Origin of the sequence: Streptomyces sp. NPDC008139, assembly GCF_042957025.1 — a bacterium.
Taxonomy (GTDB): Bacteria; Actinomycetota; Actinomycetes; order Streptomycetales; family Streptomycetaceae; genus Actinacidiphila.
This window is the reverse complement of the sequence record NZ_JBIBHM010000015.1, coordinates 28,960-47,695: the sequence shown is the minus strand read 5'-3', so window position 1 is coordinate 47,695 and position 18,736 is coordinate 28,960. Positions and strand designations below refer to the sequence as shown.

The 18,736-nt window shown below is 71.2% G+C and carries 17 protein-coding genes; 13 read left to right on the top strand and 4 right to left on the bottom strand.

What is annotated here, in order from left to right; translation table 11 throughout:
* Positions 1-15: 15 nt before the first annotated feature.
* Positions 16-1,161 carry a beta-eliminating lyase-related protein gene (locus tag ACFZBB_RS28600; protein ID WP_391128156.1) on the bottom strand — a complete coding sequence of 382 codons (1,146 nt, stop codon included), beginning with the start codon at positions 1,159-1,161 and terminating at the stop codon, positions 16-18.
* Between the two features lie 612 nt (positions 1,162-1,773).
* Here ACFZBB_RS28600 and ACFZBB_RS28595 point away from each other — a divergent pair.
* The 10 genes from ACFZBB_RS28595 to ACFZBB_RS28550 all read left to right on the top strand — a co-directional run bounded on the left by ACFZBB_RS28595 (position 1,774) and on the right by ACFZBB_RS28550 (position 9,908).
* The gene (locus tag ACFZBB_RS28595; protein WP_391128521.1) at positions 1,774-2,670 is read left to right on the top strand and encodes a DUF2520 domain-containing protein; all 897 of its coding nucleotides are present in this window, start codon (positions 1,774-1,776) and stop codon (positions 2,668-2,670) included.
* Between the two features lie 50 nt (positions 2,671-2,720).
* Positions 2,721-3,500, top strand: a complete 780-nt coding sequence (gene panC, locus ACFZBB_RS28590) for a pantoate--beta-alanine ligase (RefSeq protein WP_391049788.1) — start codon at positions 2,721-2,723, stop codon at positions 3,498-3,500.
* Positions 3,497-5,344: an L-aspartate oxidase gene (locus tag ACFZBB_RS28585; RefSeq protein WP_391128153.1), complete on the top strand. Its 1,848-nt coding sequence runs from the start codon at positions 3,497-3,499 to the stop codon at positions 5,342-5,344. The genes panC and ACFZBB_RS28585 overlap by 4 nt, the downstream gene beginning before the upstream one ends.
* A complete protein-coding gene (gene nadC / locus ACFZBB_RS28580; protein ID WP_391128150.1) occupies positions 5,341-6,399 on the top strand; it encodes a carboxylating nicotinate-nucleotide diphosphorylase in 1,059 nt (352 codons plus the stop codon). The genes ACFZBB_RS28585 and nadC overlap by 4 nt, the downstream gene beginning before the upstream one ends.
* A gap of 6 nt (positions 6,400-6,405) precedes the next feature.
* On the top strand, positions 6,406-7,200 hold the full coding sequence (locus ACFZBB_RS28575) for a type III pantothenate kinase (protein WP_355342247.1): 795 nt from the start codon (positions 6,406-6,408) through the stop codon (positions 7,198-7,200).
* Positions 7,201-7,342: 142 nt separating this feature from the next.
* Positions 7,343-8,122 carry a hypothetical protein gene (locus tag ACFZBB_RS28570; RefSeq protein ID WP_391128147.1) on the top strand — a complete coding sequence of 260 codons (780 nt, stop codon included), beginning with the start codon at positions 7,343-7,345 and terminating at the stop codon, positions 8,120-8,122.
* 59 nt (positions 8,123-8,181) lie between these two features.
* Positions 8,182-8,358, top strand: coding sequence for a hypothetical protein (locus ACFZBB_RS28565; protein WP_355342252.1), 177 nt, complete (start codon positions 8,182-8,184; stop codon positions 8,356-8,358).
* Between the two features lie 166 nt (positions 8,359-8,524).
* Positions 8,525-8,920: a BlaI/MecI/CopY family transcriptional regulator gene (locus ACFZBB_RS28560; RefSeq protein WP_355342255.1), complete on the top strand. Its 396-nt coding sequence runs from the start codon at positions 8,525-8,527 to the stop codon at positions 8,918-8,920.
* A 9-nt stretch (positions 8,921-8,929) separates the two neighbouring features.
* Positions 8,930-9,448 (top strand): amino-acid N-acetyltransferase, encoded by a 519-nt coding sequence (locus ACFZBB_RS28555; protein WP_355342258.1) that lies wholly within the window; start codon positions 8,930-8,932, stop codon positions 9,446-9,448.
* A 121-nt stretch (positions 9,449-9,569) separates the two neighbouring features.
* The gene (locus ACFZBB_RS28550; protein WP_355342261.1) at positions 9,570-9,908 is read left to right on the top strand and encodes an Lsr2 family protein; all 339 of its coding nucleotides are present in this window, start codon (positions 9,570-9,572) and stop codon (positions 9,906-9,908) included.
* On the opposite strand, the gene ACFZBB_RS28545 is transcribed toward ACFZBB_RS28550, so the two are convergent.
* Positions 9,839-10,423, bottom strand: a complete 585-nt coding sequence (locus ACFZBB_RS28545) for an SCO3374 family protein (RefSeq protein WP_391128144.1) — start codon at positions 10,421-10,423, stop codon at positions 9,839-9,841. The two genes, ACFZBB_RS28550 and ACFZBB_RS28545, sit on opposite strands and share 70 nt — an antisense overlap.
* A 434-nt stretch (positions 10,424-10,857) precedes the next feature.
* Here ACFZBB_RS28545 and ACFZBB_RS28540 point away from each other — a divergent pair, with 434 nt between their 5' ends.
* Positions 10,858-13,377, top strand: coding sequence for an ATP-dependent Clp protease ATP-binding subunit (locus ACFZBB_RS28540; RefSeq protein WP_355342267.1), 2,520 nt, complete (start codon positions 10,858-10,860; stop codon positions 13,375-13,377).
* 653 nt (positions 13,378-14,030) lie between these two features.
* Positions 14,031-14,768, top strand: a complete 738-nt coding sequence (locus ACFZBB_RS28535; RefSeq protein ID WP_391128141.1) for a peptidoglycan DD-metalloendopeptidase family protein — start codon at positions 14,031-14,033, stop codon at positions 14,766-14,768.
* Positions 14,769-14,907: 139 nt separating this feature from the next.
* Here the strand turns inward: ACFZBB_RS28535 and ACFZBB_RS28530 are convergent, their stop codons facing one another.
* Positions 14,908-15,486, bottom strand: coding sequence for a TetR family transcriptional regulator (locus ACFZBB_RS28530; RefSeq protein ID WP_391128138.1), 579 nt, complete (start codon positions 15,484-15,486; stop codon positions 14,908-14,910).
* 233 nt (positions 15,487-15,719) lie between these two features.
* Between ACFZBB_RS28530 and ACFZBB_RS28525 the strand changes: the two genes are divergently transcribed.
* A complete protein-coding gene (locus ACFZBB_RS28525) occupies positions 15,720-17,294 on the top strand; it encodes a DHA2 family efflux MFS transporter permease subunit (RefSeq protein WP_391128135.1) in 1,575 nt (524 codons plus the stop codon).
* 105 nt (positions 17,295-17,399) lie between these two features.
* On the opposite strand, the gene ACFZBB_RS28520 is transcribed toward ACFZBB_RS28525, so the two are convergent.
* Positions 17,400-18,734 carry an ATP-binding protein gene (locus ACFZBB_RS28520; protein ID WP_391128132.1) on the bottom strand — a complete coding sequence of 445 codons (1,335 nt, stop codon included), beginning with the start codon at positions 18,732-18,734 and terminating at the stop codon, positions 17,400-17,402.
* Positions 18,735-18,736: the final 2 nt, after the last annotated feature.

The window sequence follows — 18,736 nt, the reverse complement described above, 5'->3', positions numbered from 1 at the left end:
CGGACGGCCTCGGTCTCACGGCCGGGGGAGGCGGCGCGCGAAGGCCGCCGCCGCCTCCCTGACGTCCTGCTCGGTCCATTCGAGCGCCGGGGCCGCGACCGTCACCTCCGTCATGGACAGGCCGGGCACGCCCGGCTCCGCGAAGACGGCGCGGCCGAAGAGGGAGATCCCGGTCTCCTCGGCCTGACGCAGTGACGCCTCGCCCAGGACGTCGGCCGGATACGGCAGCCAGAGCTGGAACTGGTGGGTCTGCGGCTCTTCCGGGTGCACCCGCAGCCACGGCACACCGCCCTCCGTCAGGCCCTCGCGCAGCGCCCGCGCGACCGGCTTGGCGTGCGCCACGAACGACGGGAGCCGCGGCAGTACGGTGTCGAGACCGGCCAGCGCCGCCAGCGCCGCGGGGAACTGCTGGAACAGCATGCCGCCGTACCGGTGCCGCCACGCCTTCGCCTCCGCGACGACATCCGCCGAGGCGGCCAGGGCCGCACCCGAGATGCCGTCCAGCGACTTGTAGAAGCTGACGTACACGCTGTCCGCGAGGGCCGCGATCTCCGGCAGCGGACGGCCGAAGTGGGGTGTGCACTCCCACAGGCGGGCGCCGTCGAAGTGCACGACCGCGTCCCGGTCGCGGGCGGCGGCCACCGTCGCCGTCAGCTCGTCCCACGACGGCAGCACGAAACCGGCGTCCCGCAGCGGCAGTTCGAGCATCAGGGTGCCGAACGGCTCCTCGAAGTCGCGGATCTCTTCCGCGGTCGGCAGGCGGGGTTCCGTCGTCGGGTGGACGGTGCGCAGGCCGCTCACCGCGTGCAGCGCACCGCGTTCGTGCACCTCCGGGTGCGCCATCGGGTGCAGCGCCACCGTCGCGTTGCCCGTGCGGCCCGCCCATGCCCGCAGGGCCACTTGCTGAGCCATCGTGCCCGTCGGGAAGAAGGCCGCGTCCTGCGTGCCGAGGGTTTCCGCTACGCGGCGTTCCAGGGCGGCCACGACGCCGTCGCCGTAGATGTCCACCGGTTCTGTCACGTCGTACGCCGTCGCCGCCTCTTCGGCGAGCCGCGCCAGCCTTTCCCCAAGGGTTGCCTTGGGGCCGGACATCAGGACCCTTCCGTCGCACTTCGCGACTGCCGCCGCGACCTTCTCCCGCATTTCGCCGTCATCGCCCATCCCCCGATCCTCCCTTCCAGGGCGGCCCCCCGCCACGCCTTATCGCCCCCCGCGGGGTGCCCGCCCGCCCTCCTTTCCCGCCCACCCGCCCACCCGTGCGGGTGGTTGTTCGTCTGCGGGTGCCGCTTGTGCCTGGGTCGGTGCCGGTCCGGGGCACCTCCTCGGGCGACGAACGTGCCCGCATTTCGATGACGTCCAGCCCTTGTCTGTTCGTCCCCCTGCGGGGGCACCCCGGCCCGTCCCCTCCCGGTACGTCGGCGTCCGACGGTCCGGTGGCGGTGGCCGGGGAAGGGGAGTACGTCGACAGGAACGGCACCGGATGCGCGGGACCAGGTGAGACGGATTTCGAGGAGGTGCCCCGGCCCGGCACCGACCAGGCGCAAGCGGCACCCGCAGACGAAGAAAACACCCGCACGGCATGGGGGTCCCCCCGCCGAAGGTAGGGGGAGGGTGGGAAAGACAAGACAACGACCCAGCGGTGTGCTGAAGCTCTCGCAGGGGGCACCCCGCACGGGCTGACCGCCCCGGAGGGGATTCGCGTAGGATTGACGAGAAGGCGTCCGGTACCCCGGTGAGGACTGGAACGGAAGGCTCGGAGCGCGCGTGGACGAGATGGGCAAGGCGGAGGGGCGGCCGGCGCGACTGGCCGTAGGGGTGGTGGGGGCCGGAAGAGTGGGCCCCGCCTTGGCGGCGGCGCTGCGCATGGCGGGGCACCGCCCCGTGGCGGCGTCCGGCGTGTCCGAGGCGTCCAAGCGCCGCGCCGCGGCGCTGCTCCCCGGAGTCCCCCTGGTGGAACCGGCCGCGGTGTTCGAACGCGCCGACCTCGTACTGCTGACCGTCCCCGACGACGCCCTGCCCGACCTGGTCAACGGCCTCGCGGAGACCGGCGCGGTGCGGCCGGGCCAGCTGCTGGTGCACACCTCGGGCCGGTACGGCACGTCCGTGCTCGACCCGGCGCTGCGCGCGGGCGCGCTGCCGCTCGCGCTGCACCCGGTGATGACCTTCTCCGGCACCCCGGTGGACGTGCAGCGCCTTGCGGGCTGCTCCTTCGGAGTGACGGCCCCCGGTGAGCTGCGGCTGGCCGCCGAGGCCCTCGTCATCGAGATGGGCGGCGAGCCCGAGTGGATCGAGGAGGCCGCCCGCCCGCTCTACCACGCGGCACTGGCCATCGGCGCGAACCACCTCGTCACCCTCGTGGCCCAGTCGATGGACCTGCTCAAGGCGTCGGGCGTCGCCGAGCCCGGCCGCATGCTCGGCCCGCTGCTGGGCGCCGCGCTCGACAACGCCCTGCGCTCCGGCGACGCCGCCCTGACCGGGCCGGTCGCCCGCGGCGACGCCGGCACCGTCACCGCGCACCTGGACGAACTGCGCGCGCACGCCCCCGAGACGGTGGCCTCGTACGTGGGAATGGCCCGCGCCACCGCGGACCGCGCACTGGCCAACGGAATGCTGAAACCGGAGTTCGCGGAGGCGCTGCTCGGCGCCCTCGCCGATGGAGGGACCCCGTGACCGAGCTGGTGCACACCGCGGCGGAACTGCCCCCGGCCGCCGCCGTCGTCATGACGATGGGCGCGCTGCACGAGGGCCACGCCGCCCTGATCCGCGCGGCCCGCGCCTACGCGGGCGACGGCCTCGTCACCGTCACCGTCTTCGTCAACCCCCTCCAGTTCGGACCGAACGAGGACCTCGACCGCTACCCCCGCACCCTCGAAGCCGATGTCGTGCTGGCGCAGAAGGCCGGCGCCGACCACGTCTTCGCGCCCGCCACCGACGAGGTCTACCCGGGCGGCCGACCGCAGGTCCGTATCACCGCGGGACCCATGGGCGAGCGGTACGAGGGCGCGTCCCGGCCCGGCCACTTCGACGGCATGCTGACCGTCGTCGCCAAGCTGCTGCACCTCACGCGGCCCGCCGCGGCCTTCTTCGGGCAGAAGGACGCCCAGCAGCTCGCCCTGATCCGCCGCATGGTCACCGACCTGAACTTCCCCGTCGAGATCGTCGCCGTACCGACCGTGCGCGAGCCGGACGGCCTGGCGCTGTCCAGCCGCAACCGCTACCTGTCGGAGCGGGACCGCGAGCACGCCCTGGCCCTGTCCCGCGCCCTGTTCGCGGGCCGGGACGCGGCCGGGGGCGGCCCGGACGCCGTACGACGGGCGGCAGGACACGTCCTGGCCACGGCCGACGGCCTCGCCGTCGACTACCTGGCCCTCATCGACCCCGCCGACTTCACCGAAGCCGCGCCGGACCACGCGGGCCCCGCCGTCCTCGCCGTCGCCGCCAAGGCCGGCACCACCCGCCTGATCGACAACCTCCCGCTGGAGTTCGGAGCCGCCGAATGAACGGAACCAGAGCCACAAGCGCGAGTACCGGCATCCGCCTGTACGCCGCCGCGCCCGGCTGGACGCTGACCTCCGACGTGGTCGTGGTCGGCTCGGGCGTCGCGGGCCTGACCGTCGCCCTGCGCTGCGCCGCCGCGGGAGCGAAGGTCACGGTCGTGACCAAGGCGCACCTGGACGACGGCTCGACCCGCTGGGCGCAGGGCGGCATAGCCGCGGCCCTCGGCGAGGGCGACACCCCCGAGCAGCACCTGGCCGACACCCTCGTCGCGGGCGCGGGCGTCTGCGACGAGACGGCCGTCGCCACCCTGGTCACCGAGGGCCCCGCCGCGGTGCGCCGCCTCATCGCGACCGGCGCGCACTTCGACACCGACAAGACCAGCGGCGAGATCCTGCTGACCCGCGAGGGCGGCCACCACCGCCGCCGGATCGTCCACGCGGGCGGCGACGCGACCGGCGCCGAGGTCTCCCGCGCGCTGATCGAGGCGGTCCGCGACGCCAATATCGACTTCGTCGAGAACGCGCTGGTCCTCGACCTGCTCACCGACGCCGAGGGCCGCACCGCGGGCGTCACCCTGCACGTGATGGGCGCCGGGCAGCGCGACGGCGTCGGAGCCGTACGCGCCCGCGCCGTCGTCCTGGCCACCGGCGGCATGGGCCAGGTGTTCTCGGCGACCACCAACCCGGCGGTGTCGACGGGCGACGGCGTGGCGCTGGCGCTGCGCGCGGGCGCCGAGGTCAGCGACCTGGAATTCGTCCAGTTCCACCCGACCGTGCTGTGGCTGGGCCCGGACGCCGAGGGCCAGCAGCCGCTGGTCTCGGAGGCGGTACGCGGCGAGGGCGCGCACCTGGTGGACGCCGACGGGGTCCGCTTCATGGTCGGCCGGCACGAACTGGCCGAGCTGGCCCCGCGCGACATCGTCGCCAAGGGCATCACGCGGCGGATGCAGGAGACCGGCGCCGAGCACATGTACCTCGACGCCCGGCACTTCGGCGCCACCATGTGGGAGGAGCGTTTCCCCACCATCCTGGCCGCCTGCCGCGCCCACGGCATCGACCCCGTCACCGAGCCGATCCCGGTCGCGCCCGCCGCGCACCACGCGTCCGGCGGCGTCCGTACCGACCTCCTCGGCCGTACGACCGTCCCCGGCCTGTACGCGTGCGGCGAGGTCGCCTGTACGGGCGTGCACGGCGCGAACCGGCTCGCGTCGAACTCGCTCCTCGAAGGGCTGGTCTTCGCCGAGCGGATCGCCGCCGACATCGTCGCCGACCCGACCGTGCCGGGCGAGCCCGTCATCCCGGACCCCGCGCCCACCCCGCTGCTGGCGTCCGAGGCGCGCTACGAGGTGCAGCGGATCATGTCGGCGGGTGCGGGCGTCCTGCGCAGCGCCGACAGCCTGGCCACCGCGGCGGGCGCGCTGGAACGGCTGCACACCGCGGCCGTCGAGGAGTACGACAGGGACGGCAAGACCGCCGAGCCGTGCGTCGAGACCTGGGAGGCGACCAATCTGGGCCTGGTCGCCCGGGTGCTGGTCGCCGCCGCCCGCCGCCGCGAGGAGACCCGCGGCTGCCACTGGCGCGAGGACCGTCCCGACCGCGACGACCAGGCGTGGCGCCGGCATCTCGTCGTACGCCTCACCCCGCACCGCACGCTCGCGCTGCACACCACCGAAGGCACGGACTTCCCGCCGACCGGCGGCGGCACGGGGGACACCCGGGGCGGCGCCCCCGGGACCGCGCCGATCGTGGATGATGGGGCCGCCCCCAACGGCACCGCGCCGGACGCCGCGCCCATTACCGCGAACCGTCCGCCGCACGCCGCTCGGAATTCGAAGGAGCCCTCGTGACCACCCCCGACCGTCCCCGGCCCGTCGCCCTCCCGCTGCCGCAGATCGGCCCGCCGAGCGAGGTGACCGGCGGCGGCTGCGGTGACGGCTGCGGCTGCGGCGCGGGCGAGGCGTACGACGACGCGTACGGCCTCGACCCGCTGGAGTGCGGCCTCGACCCCGACCTGGCGCAGCTCCTGATGGACGCGGGCCTGGACCCGGTGCAGGTCGAGGACATCGCGCACATGGCGATCGAGGAGGACCTGGACCAGGGCGTGGACGTCACGACCGTGGCGACCGTCCCCGAGGACGCCTTCTCCACCGGCGACTTCACCGCCCGCGAGGCGGGCACCGTGGCGGGCCTGCGGGTCACCGAGGCGGTGCTGTCGGTGGTGTGCACCGACGAGTTCGAGGTCGAGCGGCACGTGGAGGACGGCGACCGGGTCGCGGCCGGGCAGAAGCTGCTCACCGTGCGCACCCGCACCCGCGACCTGCTGACCGCCGAGCGCAGCGCGCTCAATCTGCTGTGCAGGCTCTCCGGTATCGCCACCGCCACCCGCGCGTGGGCCGACGTGCTGGAGGGCACCTCAGCGAGGGTCCGCGACACCCGCAAGACGACACCGGGCCTGCGGGCGCTGGAGAAGTACGCGGTCCGCTGCGGCGGCGGCGTCAACCACCGGATGTCGCTGTCGGACGCGGCGCTGGTCAAGGACAACCACGTGGTCGCGGCGGGCGGCGTGGCGCAGGCGTTCAAGCTGGTCCGCGAGGAGTTCCCGGACCTGGCGGTCGAGGTCGAGGTCGACACGATGCACCAGGTGCGCGAGGTGCTTGACGCGGGCGCCGACCTGATCCTGCTGGACAACTTCACCCCGGCCGAGACCGCGGAGGCCGTCGCGCTGGTCGCGGGCCGCGCGGTGCTGGAGTCCTCGGGCCGCCTCACCCTGGACACCGCCCGCGCCTACGCCGAGACCGGCGTGGACTACCTGGCGGTCGGCGGCCTCACCCACTCCTCCCCGATCCTGGACATCGGCCTCGACCTGCGCGCGGACGCCGCGGGCCGGCGAGCGGAAGCGTAGGGGCGCATGCTGCTCACCATCGACGTCGGCAACACCCACACCGTCCTCGGGCTGTTCGACGGCGAGGAGATCGTCGAGCACTGGCGGATCTCCACCGACCCGCGCCGTACCGCCGACGAACTGGCCGTACTGCTCCAGGGCCTGATGGGGATGCACCCGCTGCTCGGCGACCTCGGCGACGGCATCGACGGCATCGCGATCTGCTCGACGGTGCCGTCGGTGCTGCACGAACTGCGCGAGGTGACCCGCCGCTACTACGGCGACGTCCCGTCGATCCTGGTCGAGCCGGGCGTCAAGACCGGTGTGCCGATCCTGGTCGACCACCCCAAGGAGGTCGGCTCCGACCGGATCATCAACTCGCTGGCCGCCGTGCACCTCTACGGCGGCCCGTGCATCGTCGTGGACTTCGGCACGGCGACGACCTTCGACGCGGTGTCGGCGCGCGGGGAGTACGTGGGCGGCGCCATCGCGCCCGGCATCGAGATCTCGGTGGACGCGCTCGGCATGCGCGGCGCGCAGCTGCGCAAGATCGAGCTGGCCAGGCCGCGCAGCGTCATCGGCAAGAACACCATCGAGGCCATGCAGTCCGGCATCCTCTACGGTTTCGCCGGGCAGGCCGACGGCATCGCCGAGCGGATGGCGCGCGAGCTGGCCGACGACCCGGACGACGTGACCGTCATCGCGACGGGCGGCCTGGCCCCGCTGGTCCTGGGCGAGGCGTCGATCATCGACGAGCACGAGCCGTGGCTGACGCTGATCGGACTGCGGCTGGTGTACGAGCGGAACGTCCAGACGTCGTAGCGCCCGGGGTGTACGCCGTGTTGCCCGGCGGTACGGGGCGGCTCCGGGCGGTACGGGGGGCTTGCGGCGGTACGGGGCGGGCGACGCACCCGAGTGCGCGAGGATGCGTGTGATTTGTCCGGTTAAAGACTAATCTTTCGCTATGCCCACGCCACACGGAAACCGAGGCGGCATGGCGTTCAGCGCGGACGAACTGCGCGTGTTGCGCCGAGCCCTGGCGGAAGTCCTGTCCCCGTACGCGGGCCGGACCGACACCGCCGCCGCCGACGCCGTGCTCGCGCCGCGCGCGGCCGAGCACGTACGCCCGGCGGAACAGGTCCGCGGACCCGTACGCCCCGCCGCGCAGGTGACCGCACCGGAGCGGACCGCCGAGCACGTACAGGAATACCTCCGGCTCGTGCACGCCGTGGACGACGCGGTGGCCGAGGCGGGACGGCTGCGGTCGTTCCTGCTGGACGAGCTGAGCCGGTACCGGCAGGCGCTGCCCGGAAGCGCGGGCGGGTATCTGGAACGGCTCACCACCGCGCTCGCCAGCGGCTACGTACCCGGCGCGGACGACCTCGCCGCACTGCGCCGCCTGCGTGCCGCACCGAGCGGAACCCCGGAGTACCGGCGGCGCACCGCACTGCTGCGCCGCTGCGAAACCCTCGCAGAGAACGACGTACGACTCCGCCTGGAGGCCCATATGACCACGTCGCGCCGCCTGCTCGCCCTCCCGGGCGCCCGTTCCGCCACCGCCGCGGACCCGGCGGAGAAGAAGCCGTCCCCGGCTCCTTCGCCCCGCCCGAAGTCCCCGACGCCGTCCCCCTCGCCGGGGCCCGGCGAGGGCGCGCCCAAGCGCCCGCCGACGCCCGCCGAGATCTGGCCGCCCGGCCGCAAGCCCGCCGCGCCCAAGCGGGACGACGAGGCCCGCTCGGCCTGACGGGCCCGCCGCACCCACCCGCCGTCGGCGGCGCGGGAGGCGTGGCTACGCTGGTCGGTATGGACTACGTATCCGCGATCGTGCCGCCGCTGGTGATGGCGATCCTCTTCATCGCCGTCATCGTGACGATCATCAAGAACCAGGGCGGGGCCAACAAGGCCAAGGAGGACGCGGCGGTCGACGCCGCCTTCGCCCGCGCCGAGGCCGCGCGCCAGCCCTCCGCCGAGGACCGCTGACGCCCGCCGCGGCATTTGACGGCCAAGGAAATCAATATCATCTGATACTTGGCCGAAGATCCATGCCCGATCCACGGACCGGTGCGGGGTGCCCGACAAGGCGCCGTGCGCCGGTCCGACCCGTTTGGTCCCGATAAGCGGAACGTCTGCGGCTAGTATCCGGAATGTGCCCCGGCCATTGGGAGACCTCGAAGACGCCGTCATGACGAGAGTGTGGGAGTGGAACCGACCGGTCACGGTTCGTGAGGTCCTGGAGGATCTCTCACGGGATCGATCCATCGCGTACACAACTGTCATGACCGTAATGGACAACCTGCGCCAGAAGGGCTGGCTCCGCCGCGAGGAGGAAGGCCGCGCTTATCGTTATGAGGCCGTTTCGACGCGTGCCGCATACTCTGCCGCACTGATGAACGAAGCGTGGTCCGCGAGCGACAACCCGGCCGCCGCGCTCGTCCACTTCTTCGGCATGATGTCTCCGGAACAGCGTGAAGCGGTCCGTGACGCATTGCGCATCATCCAGTCCGTCGACCCCTCCGGTCCTGCGGATCCCGAAGGGCGATAGCGTCCGCACATGCCCCTCATGTCGAATGACGTCACCATCCGCCGGGCGCGCACCGGCGATGTCGCCGCGGTACGGACGCTGCTCGACTCCTATGTGCGTGACGGCATCCTGCTCGACAAGCCGACAGTGACCCTTTATGAGGACATCCAGGAGTTCTGGGTCGCGGAACGGGACGAGGACGCGAACGTGGTCGCGTGCGGCGCCCTGCACGTGATGTGGGAGGACCTGGCCGAGGTCAGGACGTTGGCGGTGGACCCGACACAGCGCGGCAAGGGTGTCGGCCACCAGTTGCTGGCAAAGTTGCTGCACACCGCACGCTGGCTGGGAGTCCGCCGAATTTTCTGCCTCACCTTCGAAGTGGACTTCTTCGCGAAGCACGGCTTCGTGGAGATCGGGGAGACGCCGGTCGACGGCGATGTCTTCGGCGAGCTCCTCCGTTCCAATGACGAGGGTGTCGCGGAGTTCCTGGACCTGGAGCGAGTGAAACCGAACACCTTGGGCAACAGCCGCATGCTGCTGCAACTCTGACCGTTCCGGTTTGTCCGGATCGCGCTACCTCGCGGGCGCCCGTTCGTGCAAGGGGTTTGTGTTTTTCCCGCAAAGGCGCTTTGCTTTTACCGTTAATCCGTTTTCGATGAAAGGGAAGCCGGTGGCTCAGAAGGTCCAGGTTCTTCTTGTTGACGACCTCGACGGCGGCGAGGCGGACGAGACCGTCACGTTCGCTCTCGATGGTGTGACCTACGAGATCGACCTCACCACCGCGAATGCTGACAAGCTCCGCGGGCTGCTCAACCCGTACACGGACAGTGGCCGTCGTACCGGCGGACGAGCCGGTCGTGGCCGCACCAAGGCGGTCCGCGGAGGCGGCGCTTCCGGTCCCGACACCGCGAAGATCCGTGCGTGGGCCAAGGAGAAGGGTTACGAGGTCAACGACCGCGGTCGTGTTCCGGCCACCATTCGTGAGGCGTACGAGAAGGCCCACGGCTGATCCTGGCTACGCGTCCGCAGCGTGATCCGGTGGCAGGCCGTCGCAAGGGCGGCCACCAGTGCCGTGAGCCCGATGGGTACCCCCGTTCCATCGGCTCCACCCGTGACACGCAGCGCGGGCACCGTGGACTCGACTTCGCACCCCGGTCGGGGAGGCCGCAGCCACACCGGCGCGGACCGGTCGTACGCGGCCTCCCGGCGGCCCCACTCGGGGTGCGCGGGCGCTCGCATCGGAGCGCCGGACCCCAGCGCCGTCAGATCCAGCCGGATACCGCCCCACTCCAGCCACTCCAGCAGCCCCGGCAGCTCCTCGGCGGATCCGGCGGCCACCAGCAGCCGGATCCGGTGGCCGTCCAGCGCCACCGGGCCGAGCTGGCCCGGCCGCGGGAAACGGTTCAGCATCGCCAGACCCGCCTCCGCGGGCACGTCCACCGCGTCGAACCGCACCCCGGTGACCAGACCCGGCGGCAGCGCCCCGGTGGTCGGCCACCCCAGTTCGTGCTCGTACCAGCCCATGCCGTGTGCAACTGCCCGCCGGGGCGGGGGTTACGGCGGCGACCACGTACCGTTGATGGGTGAACACGTTCGGTGTCGGCCGGAAGTGTCCGTAACGGCGCAAGGTTGTTCGCCCTTAGCGCACTCCCCAGCCGCTTTCGGCATGGAGTGTCCTGGGCAGAGGGTAAGAAGTACCTAGTGGGAAGGGCTGGTGTTCGAGCAGGCGAGGGCGTGCGTTCGCCACGGGCGTACTTGATAAAGGGGTATTCGCCTGGCCTGCGGGAACATCGTCTCGCACCATCGAGGTTGTGTGAGTGACGTCAGCCGGTAGCGCAGCTTTCCTCGCGCGAGCGGGGGTGGATACGTGAGCGGCGCCGCTGTGCGGGACTAGCATGCGGAAGGACAGGGAGGGGACCGACCCCTCACTGCCCGACCGCTCTGAGGAGCGATTAACGATGTTCGAGAGGTTCACCGACCGCGCGCGGCGGGTTGTCGTCCTGGCTCAGGAAGAAGCCCGGATGCTCAACCACAACTACATCGGCACCGAGCACATCCTCCTGGGCCTGATCCACGAGGGTGAGGGTGTCGCCGCTAAGGCCCTGGAGAGCCTCGGGATTTCGCTCGAGGCGGTCCGCCAGCAGGTGGAGGAGATCATCGGCCAGGGCCAGCAGGCCCCGTCCGGCCACATCCCCTTCACCCCCCGGGCCAAGAAGGTCCTGGAGCTGTCGCTCCGCGAGGCCCTCCAGCTCGGCCACAACTACATCGGCACCGAGCACATCCTGCTCGGCCTGATCCGCGAGGGCGAGGGCGTCGCAGCCCAGGTCCTGGTGAAGCTGGGCGCCGATCTCAACCGGGTCAGGCAGCAGGTCATCCAGCTCCTGTCCGGCTACTCCGGCGGGAAGGAGTCGGCCACGGCAGGCGGCCCGGCCGAGGGCACCCCCTCGACCTCGCTCGTCCTCGACCAGTTCGGCCGCAACCTGACCCAGGCCGCTCGTGAGACCAAGCTCGACCCGGTGATCGGGCGCGAGAAGGAGATCGAGCGGGTCATGCAGGTGCTGTCCCGCCGCACCAAGAACAACCCCGTGCTCATCGGCGAGCCCGGCGTCGGCAAGACCGCCGTCGTCGAGGGCCTGGCCCAGGCGATCGTCAAGGGCGAGGTGCCCGAGACGCTGAAGGACAAGCAGCTCTACACGCTTGACCTCGGCGCCCTGGTCGCCGGCTCCCGCTACCGCGGTGACTTCGAGGAGCGCCTGAAGAAGGTCCTCAAGGAGATCCGCACCCGCGGCGACATCATCCTGTTCATCGACGAGCTGCACACCCTGGTCGGCGCCGGTGCCGCCGAGGGCGCGATCGATGCCGCCTCCATCCTCAAGCCCATGCTGGCCCGCGGTGAGCTCCAGACCATCGGCGCCACCACGCTGGACGAGTACCGCAAGTACCTGGAGAAGGACGCGGCCCTTGAGCGCCGCTTCCAGCCCATCCAGGTCGCGGAGCCGTCGCTCCAGCACACCATCGAGATCCTCAAGGGCCTCCGCGACCGGTACGAGGCGCACCACCGGGTGTCCATCACGGACTCCGCCCTGGTGGCCGCCGCGACCCTGGCCGACCGGTACATCTCGGACCGCTTCCTGCCGGACAAGGCGATCGACCTGATCGACGAGGCCGGTTCCCGGATGCGCATCCGCCGGATGACCGCGCCGCCGGACCTGCGCGAGTTCGACGAGAAGATCGCCGACGTGCGCCGCGAGAAGGAGTCCGCGATCGACTCGCAGGACTTCGAGAAGGCGGCCTCGCTCCGGGACAACGAGAAGCAGCTCCTCGCCGCGAAGACCAAGCGGGAGAAGGAGTGGAAGGCCGGCGACATGGACGTCGTCGCCGAGGTCGACGACGACCTGATCGCCGAGGTCCTGGCGACCGCCACCGGCATCCCGGTCTTCAAGCTGACCGAGGAGGAGTCCTCCCGCCTGCTGCGCATGGAGGACGAGCTGCACAAGCGCGTCATCGGCCAGCGGGACGCCGTCAAGGCGCTCTCCAAGGCCATCCGACGCACTCGTGCCGGTCTGAAGGACCCCAAGCGTCCCGGCGGCTCGTTCATCTTCGCCGGCCCGTCCGGCGTCGGTAAGACCGAGCTGTCCAAGGCGCTCGCCGAGTTCCTCTTCGGCGACGAGGACGCGCTGATCGCGCTCGACATGTCGGAGTTCAGCGAGAAGCACACCGTCTCGCGGCTCTTCGGCTCGCCTCCCGGCTACGTCGGGTACGAGGAGGGCGGCCAGCTCACCGAGAAGGTGCGCCGCAAGCCGTTCTCCGTCGTCCTCTTCGACGAGGTCGAGAAGGCCCACCCCGACATCTTCAACTCGCTGTTGCAGATCCTGGAGGACGGTCGCCTGACCGACTCCCAGGGCCGGGTCGTGGACTTCAAGAACACGGTGATCATCATGACCACCAACCTCGGCACCCGGGACATCTCCAAGGGCTTCAACCTGGGCTTCGCCGCCCAGGGCGACACGAAGTCCAACTACGAGCGGATGAAGAACAAGGTCAGCGACGAGCTGAAGCAGCACTTCCGCCCGGAGTTCCTGAACCGCGTCGACGATGTCATCGTCTTCCCGCAGCTCACCGAGGAGGACATCCTCCAGATCGTCGACCTCATGATCAGCCGGGTCGACGAGCGGCTGCGCGACCGCGACATGGGCATCGAGCTCAGCCCCGACGCCAAGGTGCTGCTCTCCAAGCGCGGCTACGACCCCGTCCTGGGCGCCCGGCCGCTGCGCCGGACCATCCAGCGCGAGATCGAGGACTCGCTCTCCGAGAAGATCCTCTTCGGCGAGCTGCGCCCCGGTCACATCGTCGTGGTCGACGTCGAGGGCGAGGGCGAGACGGCCAAGTTCACGTTCCGTGGCGAGGAAAAGGTCACGGTCGCGGACGCCCCGCCGGTGGAGACGGCGAGCGGGCCGAATCTGACCAAGGACGCGTAGCGCCTCCGGCGCGGTAGCGTCCGCCGCGACAGCGGCGCAGTAAGGGGCGGGCCCCGGACCAGCGGTAACGGTCCGGGGCCCGCCCCTTTTGTCACTCCGGGGAGGCCCGGACGTGGCCGCTCAGGGGGAGAGGCCGTCGGGGCGCGTCACGCGGCATGGGCCCCCTGGTGTCCGGGCCTCACGATAGGGGCGGGAATGTGACCCGCGCCACGAATTCGCGGAAGGGGGCGGGTTCTAAGGGGCGGGGAAGTGGCGGCGGTCACAGGTCCTTGGTCCCGGTGGAATTCGCCGAATCGCGTGGCGAGGTGATGTACCCCATGTGAGCCAGGCCACTTACTAAGCGAAATAGTGGCGGGTTCGCGGGGTGTGCGGAGCCTGTGGATCACGCACAGGCGGGGGGCAGGGAAGCGAAGGGGCGGGGCCCTTGATGCCCGTTTTGGTGCGACTTGAGTGCGGGGGCGTACCGGGCATTCGACGTAAAAAGGGTGAATGGAGGGTGGAATCCGAGAGGGCGGCGCTACGACCGCGCTTAGTAAGAGGGGTCCTTGTGGTCCGGCGGAATGCCGCGTTACCAAGGATGGGCAACGAGCCGCAGTCGGATGTTTCGGATCTCCGGACCTGTTGCTCCCCCCTTTCAGTGAGGTTGTTTCTTCATGCGCAAGAACTCGACGATGAACCGTGCCGCGAAGTCCGTCACCCGTGGCCGTGTCGCGGTAGTGACGGGCGGACTGGTCGCGGCGCTCGCCCTGGGCTCGACGGCGGCGATCGCCGCCGACACGCAGCACGAGGGATTCCTCGCCGCCGGGACGGCGAGCAGCATCTCCGACGTGGTGCAGAAGCAGGCCAGCGGCCAGCAGGCCACCGCGGCCAAGGTGAAGGCCGACGCCGCGAAGACCAAGGCCGCCAACGAGGCCAAGGCCAAGGCCGCGGCCGACGCCAAGAAGCGCGCGGACGCCAAGGCCGCCGCCGACCGCAAGGCCCGCAGCGCGTCCTGGGCGACCCCGACCAGCGGTTACGTGATCGGCGCGGGGTACGCGCAGGCCGGTCCGCACTGGGCGCACACCCACTCCGGCCAGGACTTCGTCGTGCCGAGCGGCACGAGCGTGCGGGCCGCGCACACCGGCACCGTCGTGACGGCGGGCTGGGGCGGCGCGTACGGCAACAACATCGTGATCAAGCACGCGGACAACACGTACTCGCAGTACGGCCACCTGTCGCACATCGGCGTGCACGTCGGCCAGAAGGTGGACACCGGCCAGGAGATCGGCAAGTCCGGCTCCACCGGCAACTCGACCGGTCCGCACCTGCACTTCGAGATCCGCAAGACCCCGTACTACGGCTCCTCCGTCGAGCCGCTGCACTTCCTGCGCACGCACGGCGTGCACGTCTGACGCACGTCTGATCCCACCAGTCGTACAAGAGATCCAGTCGTACAAGAGAGACGGCGGCCGTCAACATCCGGCCGCCGTCTCTACCCGTGAGAGCCCCTTCGAAGAAGCCTCCTCGGCCTCCTCAGTCCTCTCAGCCCCCTCAGACCCCCGCCTCGGCCTCCGCCTGGGCGACCAGGTCGAGCGCGACGTCGAGGATGGCGGCGCGCTTGGCGGCCGGATCGCCCTCGATGTCGCGCATCGCGAACATCCCGGCGTGCATGGCGAAGAGCGCGGTCATGCAGCGCACCTGCGCGGGCATCGGCCACTCCGGCTCCCTCAGCAGCCCGCTCAGCGAGCCGATCTTGCCCTTGAAGGACTCGCCGATGCTCAGCTCGCGCACCGTGGCCTGGTTCTCCTGGAAGAACCGGAACAGCGCCTCCGCGCCCCACAGCGCCTCGCTGTAGCGGCGCAGCACCTCCTGCTTGGTGGCCAGCGTGCGCGGCTGCTCGTCGCCCCAGGCGATCAGCGCGTCGACCGGTTTCGACAGGTCCTGCGCGATGCTGATGAGGATGTCTTCCTTGGTTTTGAAGTGGTAGTAGAGCGCCGCTTTGGTGACGTCCAGATGCTCGGCGATCTCGCGCAGTGAGGTCTTCTCGTAGCCCTGCTCCGCGAAGAGTTCGAGGGCGACGTCCTGGATGCGGCGGCGGGTGTCGCCGCGGCGGGTCTGCGCTGTGACCATGGCTGTGCACTCCTGCTGCGCTCGCGTCGGGCAGACGGAGCCCGACCGGCTCGACGGGCTGTACGGGGCATGACGGTACGGCCTTGGTCAAACCCTACGCACTTACTTGACGCCCGGCTAGTTGCCCCGTACCTTCATTCCGTACCTAGCTAGCCGGGCGGCAAGTAAGCGGACGGCAAAGTGAGTGTCGCCGGAGCCGGAGAACCGCCCTCACCGGGGGAGGACCCACCGCCATGTCCCAGACCGACACCGCCGCCGCCGTCAAGGCGGAGCCGCGACAGCGCAGTGTGCGCGTCGTCATGGCGGGCCTGCTGATCGCGATGATGCTCGCGATGCTCGACAACATGATCATCGGTACCGCGATGCCGACGATCGTCGGCGAACTCGGCGGGCTCAACCACCTGTCGTGGGTCGTCACCGCCTACACGCTGGCCACCGCCGCCTCCACCCCCATCTGGGGCAAGCTCGGCGACATGTACGGCCGCAAGGGCATCTTCCTCACGTCCATCGTGCTGTTCCTGCTCGGCTCCGCGCTCTCCGGCATGTCGCAGACCATGGACCAGCTCATCAGCTTCCGCGCCGTCCAGGGCCTGGGCGCCGGCGGTCTGATGGTCGGCGTGATGGCGATCATCGGCGAGATGATCCCGCCCCGCGAGCGCGGCAAGTACCAGGGCATGATCGCCGGTGTCATGGCCATCGCCATGATCGGCGGCCCGCTCGTCGGCGGCAGCATCACCGACAACTGGGGCTGGCGCTGGAGCTTCTACATCAACCTGCCGATCGGCGTCGTCGCCCTCGCGATGGTCACCATCGTGCTGCACCTGCCGAAGAAGCGGGGCACGGGCCGTATCGACTACTGGGGCGCGTCGCTGCTCACCGTCGCGATCACCTCGCTGGTCCTGCTCACCACCTGGGGCGGCACGCAGTACGCCTGGGGCTCCGCGCAGATCATCGGCCTGCTCGTGCTCGGCCTCGTCTCGCTCGCGGCCTTCCTGTACGCCGAGACCCGCGCCGCCGAGCCGGTGCTGCCGCTGCGGATCTTCCGCAACAGCAACTTCTCGCTGATCTCGCTGGTCGGCTTCATCGTCGGCTTCACGATGTTCGGCGCGATGACCTTCCTGCCGCTGTACCAGCAGACCGTCCAGGGCGCCTCCGCGACCAACTCAGGACTCCTGCTGCTGCCGCTGCTCAGCGCCATGCTCGTCGTCTCCATGGTCGCCGGACGCATCACCACCTCCACCGGCAAGTACAAGATCTTCCCGCTGGTCGGCGGCGCCTTCATGACCTTCGGCCTGTTCCTGCTCTCCACCATGGACGTCAACACCAGCCGCTTCACCTCCGGCCTCTACATGGCCGTACTCGGCGTCGGCATGGGCTTCGTCATGCAGATCACGATGCTGATCGCGCAGAACAGCGTCGAGATGAAGGACATCGGCGTCGGCTCCTCGTCCTCCACCCTCTTCCGCACGATCGGCGGCTCCTTCGGCGTCTCGCTCTTCGGCGCCCTGTTCACGCACACCGTCTCCCACGGCATGGCCTCCAGCGCCGCCGGAGCCGGTTCCGGGGCCACCAAGGCCGGCGCCCAGCTCGACCCGGCCACCATCGCCAAGTTCCCGCCGGCCGTGAAGGACGCGTACTTCCACGCGGTCGCCGACGGCACCCACACCGTCTTCCTGTGGGGCGCCGTCATCAGCGTCGTCGGCTTCGCCGCGGCCTGGTTCATCACCGAGATCCCGCTGCGCGCCGCGGCCCCCAAGGCCGCCAGCTCCGAGGACGAACAGCCCCCGGTCCTGGCCGACGCCATCTGATCATCTGACCGGCAAGGCCCCCGGCCCCCCCAGCCCCCCGGCCGCTGGCCACCCGCCCCCGGCTCCTCGGCCGGACCCGCTGCCCCGCGAAGTGCCGGACCCCGGCTACTCGCGGGGCAGCATCAGTTGCGCGACCGCGCCGCCGCCGTCCTCGGCGGGGACGTTGCGGAAGGTGAGGCGGGCGCCGAGGACGCGGGCCTGGCCGGTGGCGATCGTCAGGCCCAGGCCGTGGCCGCCGCCCGAGCGGGCGGCGGAGCCCGTACGGAAGCGGTTGGGGCCGTCGCGCAGGAGGTCAGGGGGGAAGCCGGGCCCGTGGTCGCGGACGCGCAGGTAGGGGCCGTCGACCACCACCTCGACGGGGGCGCCGCCGTGCCGGGCGGCGTTGGCGAGCAGATTGCCGAGGATGCGCTCCAGGCGGCGCGGGTCGGTGGGGACGACCGCCTCCTCGGCCACCGTGACCGAGGCGTCCGGCGCCAGCGCCAGGACGCGGCGGCGGACGAACTCGCCGAGCGCCAGCTCCTGGAGGTCGGCCTGTTCCGCGGCGCCGTCCAGCCGCGCCACCTCCAGGACGTCCTCGACCAGTGTCCGCAGCGCGTGCACGCGGTCGCGCACCAGCTCCGAGGGGCGGCCGGGCGGCAGCAGCTCGGCGGCGGTGACCAGACCGGTGACCGGCGTCCGCAGCTCGTGCGCGATATCGGCCGTCACCCGCCGCTCGGCCTCCAGCCGCAGTTGCAGCGCGTCGGCCATCGCGTCCACGGCCCGCGCCAGCTCGTCCGTCTCGTCCCGTACGCGCCGGCCGCCGATCGCCTCGCGCACCCGTACCTCGGTGTCGCCGTCCGCGACCTTGCGGGCCGCGACCGCCGCCTTTCGCAGCCGCCGCGACATCCGGCCGCCGATCAGCACACCGATCGCCGTACCGCCGACGACGACCGCGAGCGAACCGGCCACCAGCGCCTGGTCGAGGTCGTCCAGCACGGAGTAGCGGTCGGTGAAACCGGTCTTCAGCGACAGCACCCGGCCGTCCGCGGCGGGCGTCTCCGCCCACACCATCGGGTGACCGCCGGTGTCCTGCACATACGTGGCGCGCTGCCCCTTGGCCGCGAACTCCTTCAGCTCGCGCGGCAGCTCCGGGTCGTCGATCTTGGCGTAGAAGACCAGCCGCCCGGTCGTCTCGTAGATCCGCAGCGCCGACTGCACGCGCTCGTCCTGGACGTCACGGGTGCTGTTGATCATGCTGACCCGCGCGGCGTTGTGCACCACCAGGCTCAGTGCGAGCGCGACCAGCGCCGACACCACGGCGATGGCCGCGGCGATCTTCCAGCGCAGACCGGCACGGAACCAGCGCAGACCGGCACGGAACCAGCGCGGGCCGGTACGGAAGCGGCGCCGGCCTCCGGGGTGCGAGGTGGCGGACGGCGAGTCCGCCGGACGGGAGGGCACGC

Bases quoted from the DNA above. Each gene is read 5' to 3' on its own strand.
- ACFZBB_RS28540 (WP_355342267.1), top strand. From the start codon at position 10,858: ATGTTCGAGAGGTTCACCGACCGCGCGCGGCGGGTTGTCGTCCTGGCT.
- ACFZBB_RS28545 (WP_391128144.1), bottom strand. From the start codon at position 10,423: ATGGGCTGGTACGAGCACGAACTGGGGTGGCCGACCACCGGGGCGCTG.
- ACFZBB_RS28575 (WP_355342247.1), top strand. From the start codon at position 6,406: ATGCTGCTCACCATCGACGTCGGCAACACCCACACCGTCCTCGGGCTG.
- ACFZBB_RS28565 (WP_355342252.1), top strand. From the start codon at position 8,182: ATGGACTACGTATCCGCGATCGTGCCGCCGCTGGTGATGGCGATCCTC.
- panC (WP_391049788.1), top strand. From the start codon at position 2,721: ATGACGATGGGCGCGCTGCACGAGGGCCACGCCGCCCTGATCCGCGCG.
- ACFZBB_RS28535 (WP_391128141.1), top strand. From the start codon at position 14,031: ATGCGCAAGAACTCGACGATGAACCGTGCCGCGAAGTCCGTCACCCGT.
- ACFZBB_RS28600 (WP_391128156.1), bottom strand. From the start codon at position 1,161: ATGGGCGATGACGGCGAAATGCGGGAGAAGGTCGCGGCGGCAGTCGCG.
- ACFZBB_RS28585 (WP_391128153.1), top strand. From the start codon at position 3,497: ATGAACGGAACCAGAGCCACAAGCGCGAGTACCGGCATCCGCCTGTAC.
- ACFZBB_RS28595 (WP_391128521.1), top strand. From the start codon at position 1,774: ATGGGCAAGGCGGAGGGGCGGCCGGCGCGACTGGCCGTAGGGGTGGTG.
- ACFZBB_RS28555 (WP_355342258.1), top strand. From the start codon at position 8,930: ATGCCCCTCATGTCGAATGACGTCACCATCCGCCGGGCGCGCACCGGC.
- ACFZBB_RS28525 (WP_391128135.1), top strand. From the start codon at position 15,720: ATGTCCCAGACCGACACCGCCGCCGCCGTCAAGGCGGAGCCGCGACAG.
- ACFZBB_RS28570 (WP_391128147.1), top strand. From the start codon at position 7,343: ATGCCCACGCCACACGGAAACCGAGGCGGCATGGCGTTCAGCGCGGAC.
- ACFZBB_RS28530 (WP_391128138.1), bottom strand. From the start codon at position 15,486: ATGGTCACAGCGCAGACCCGCCGCGGCGACACCCGCCGCCGCATCCAG.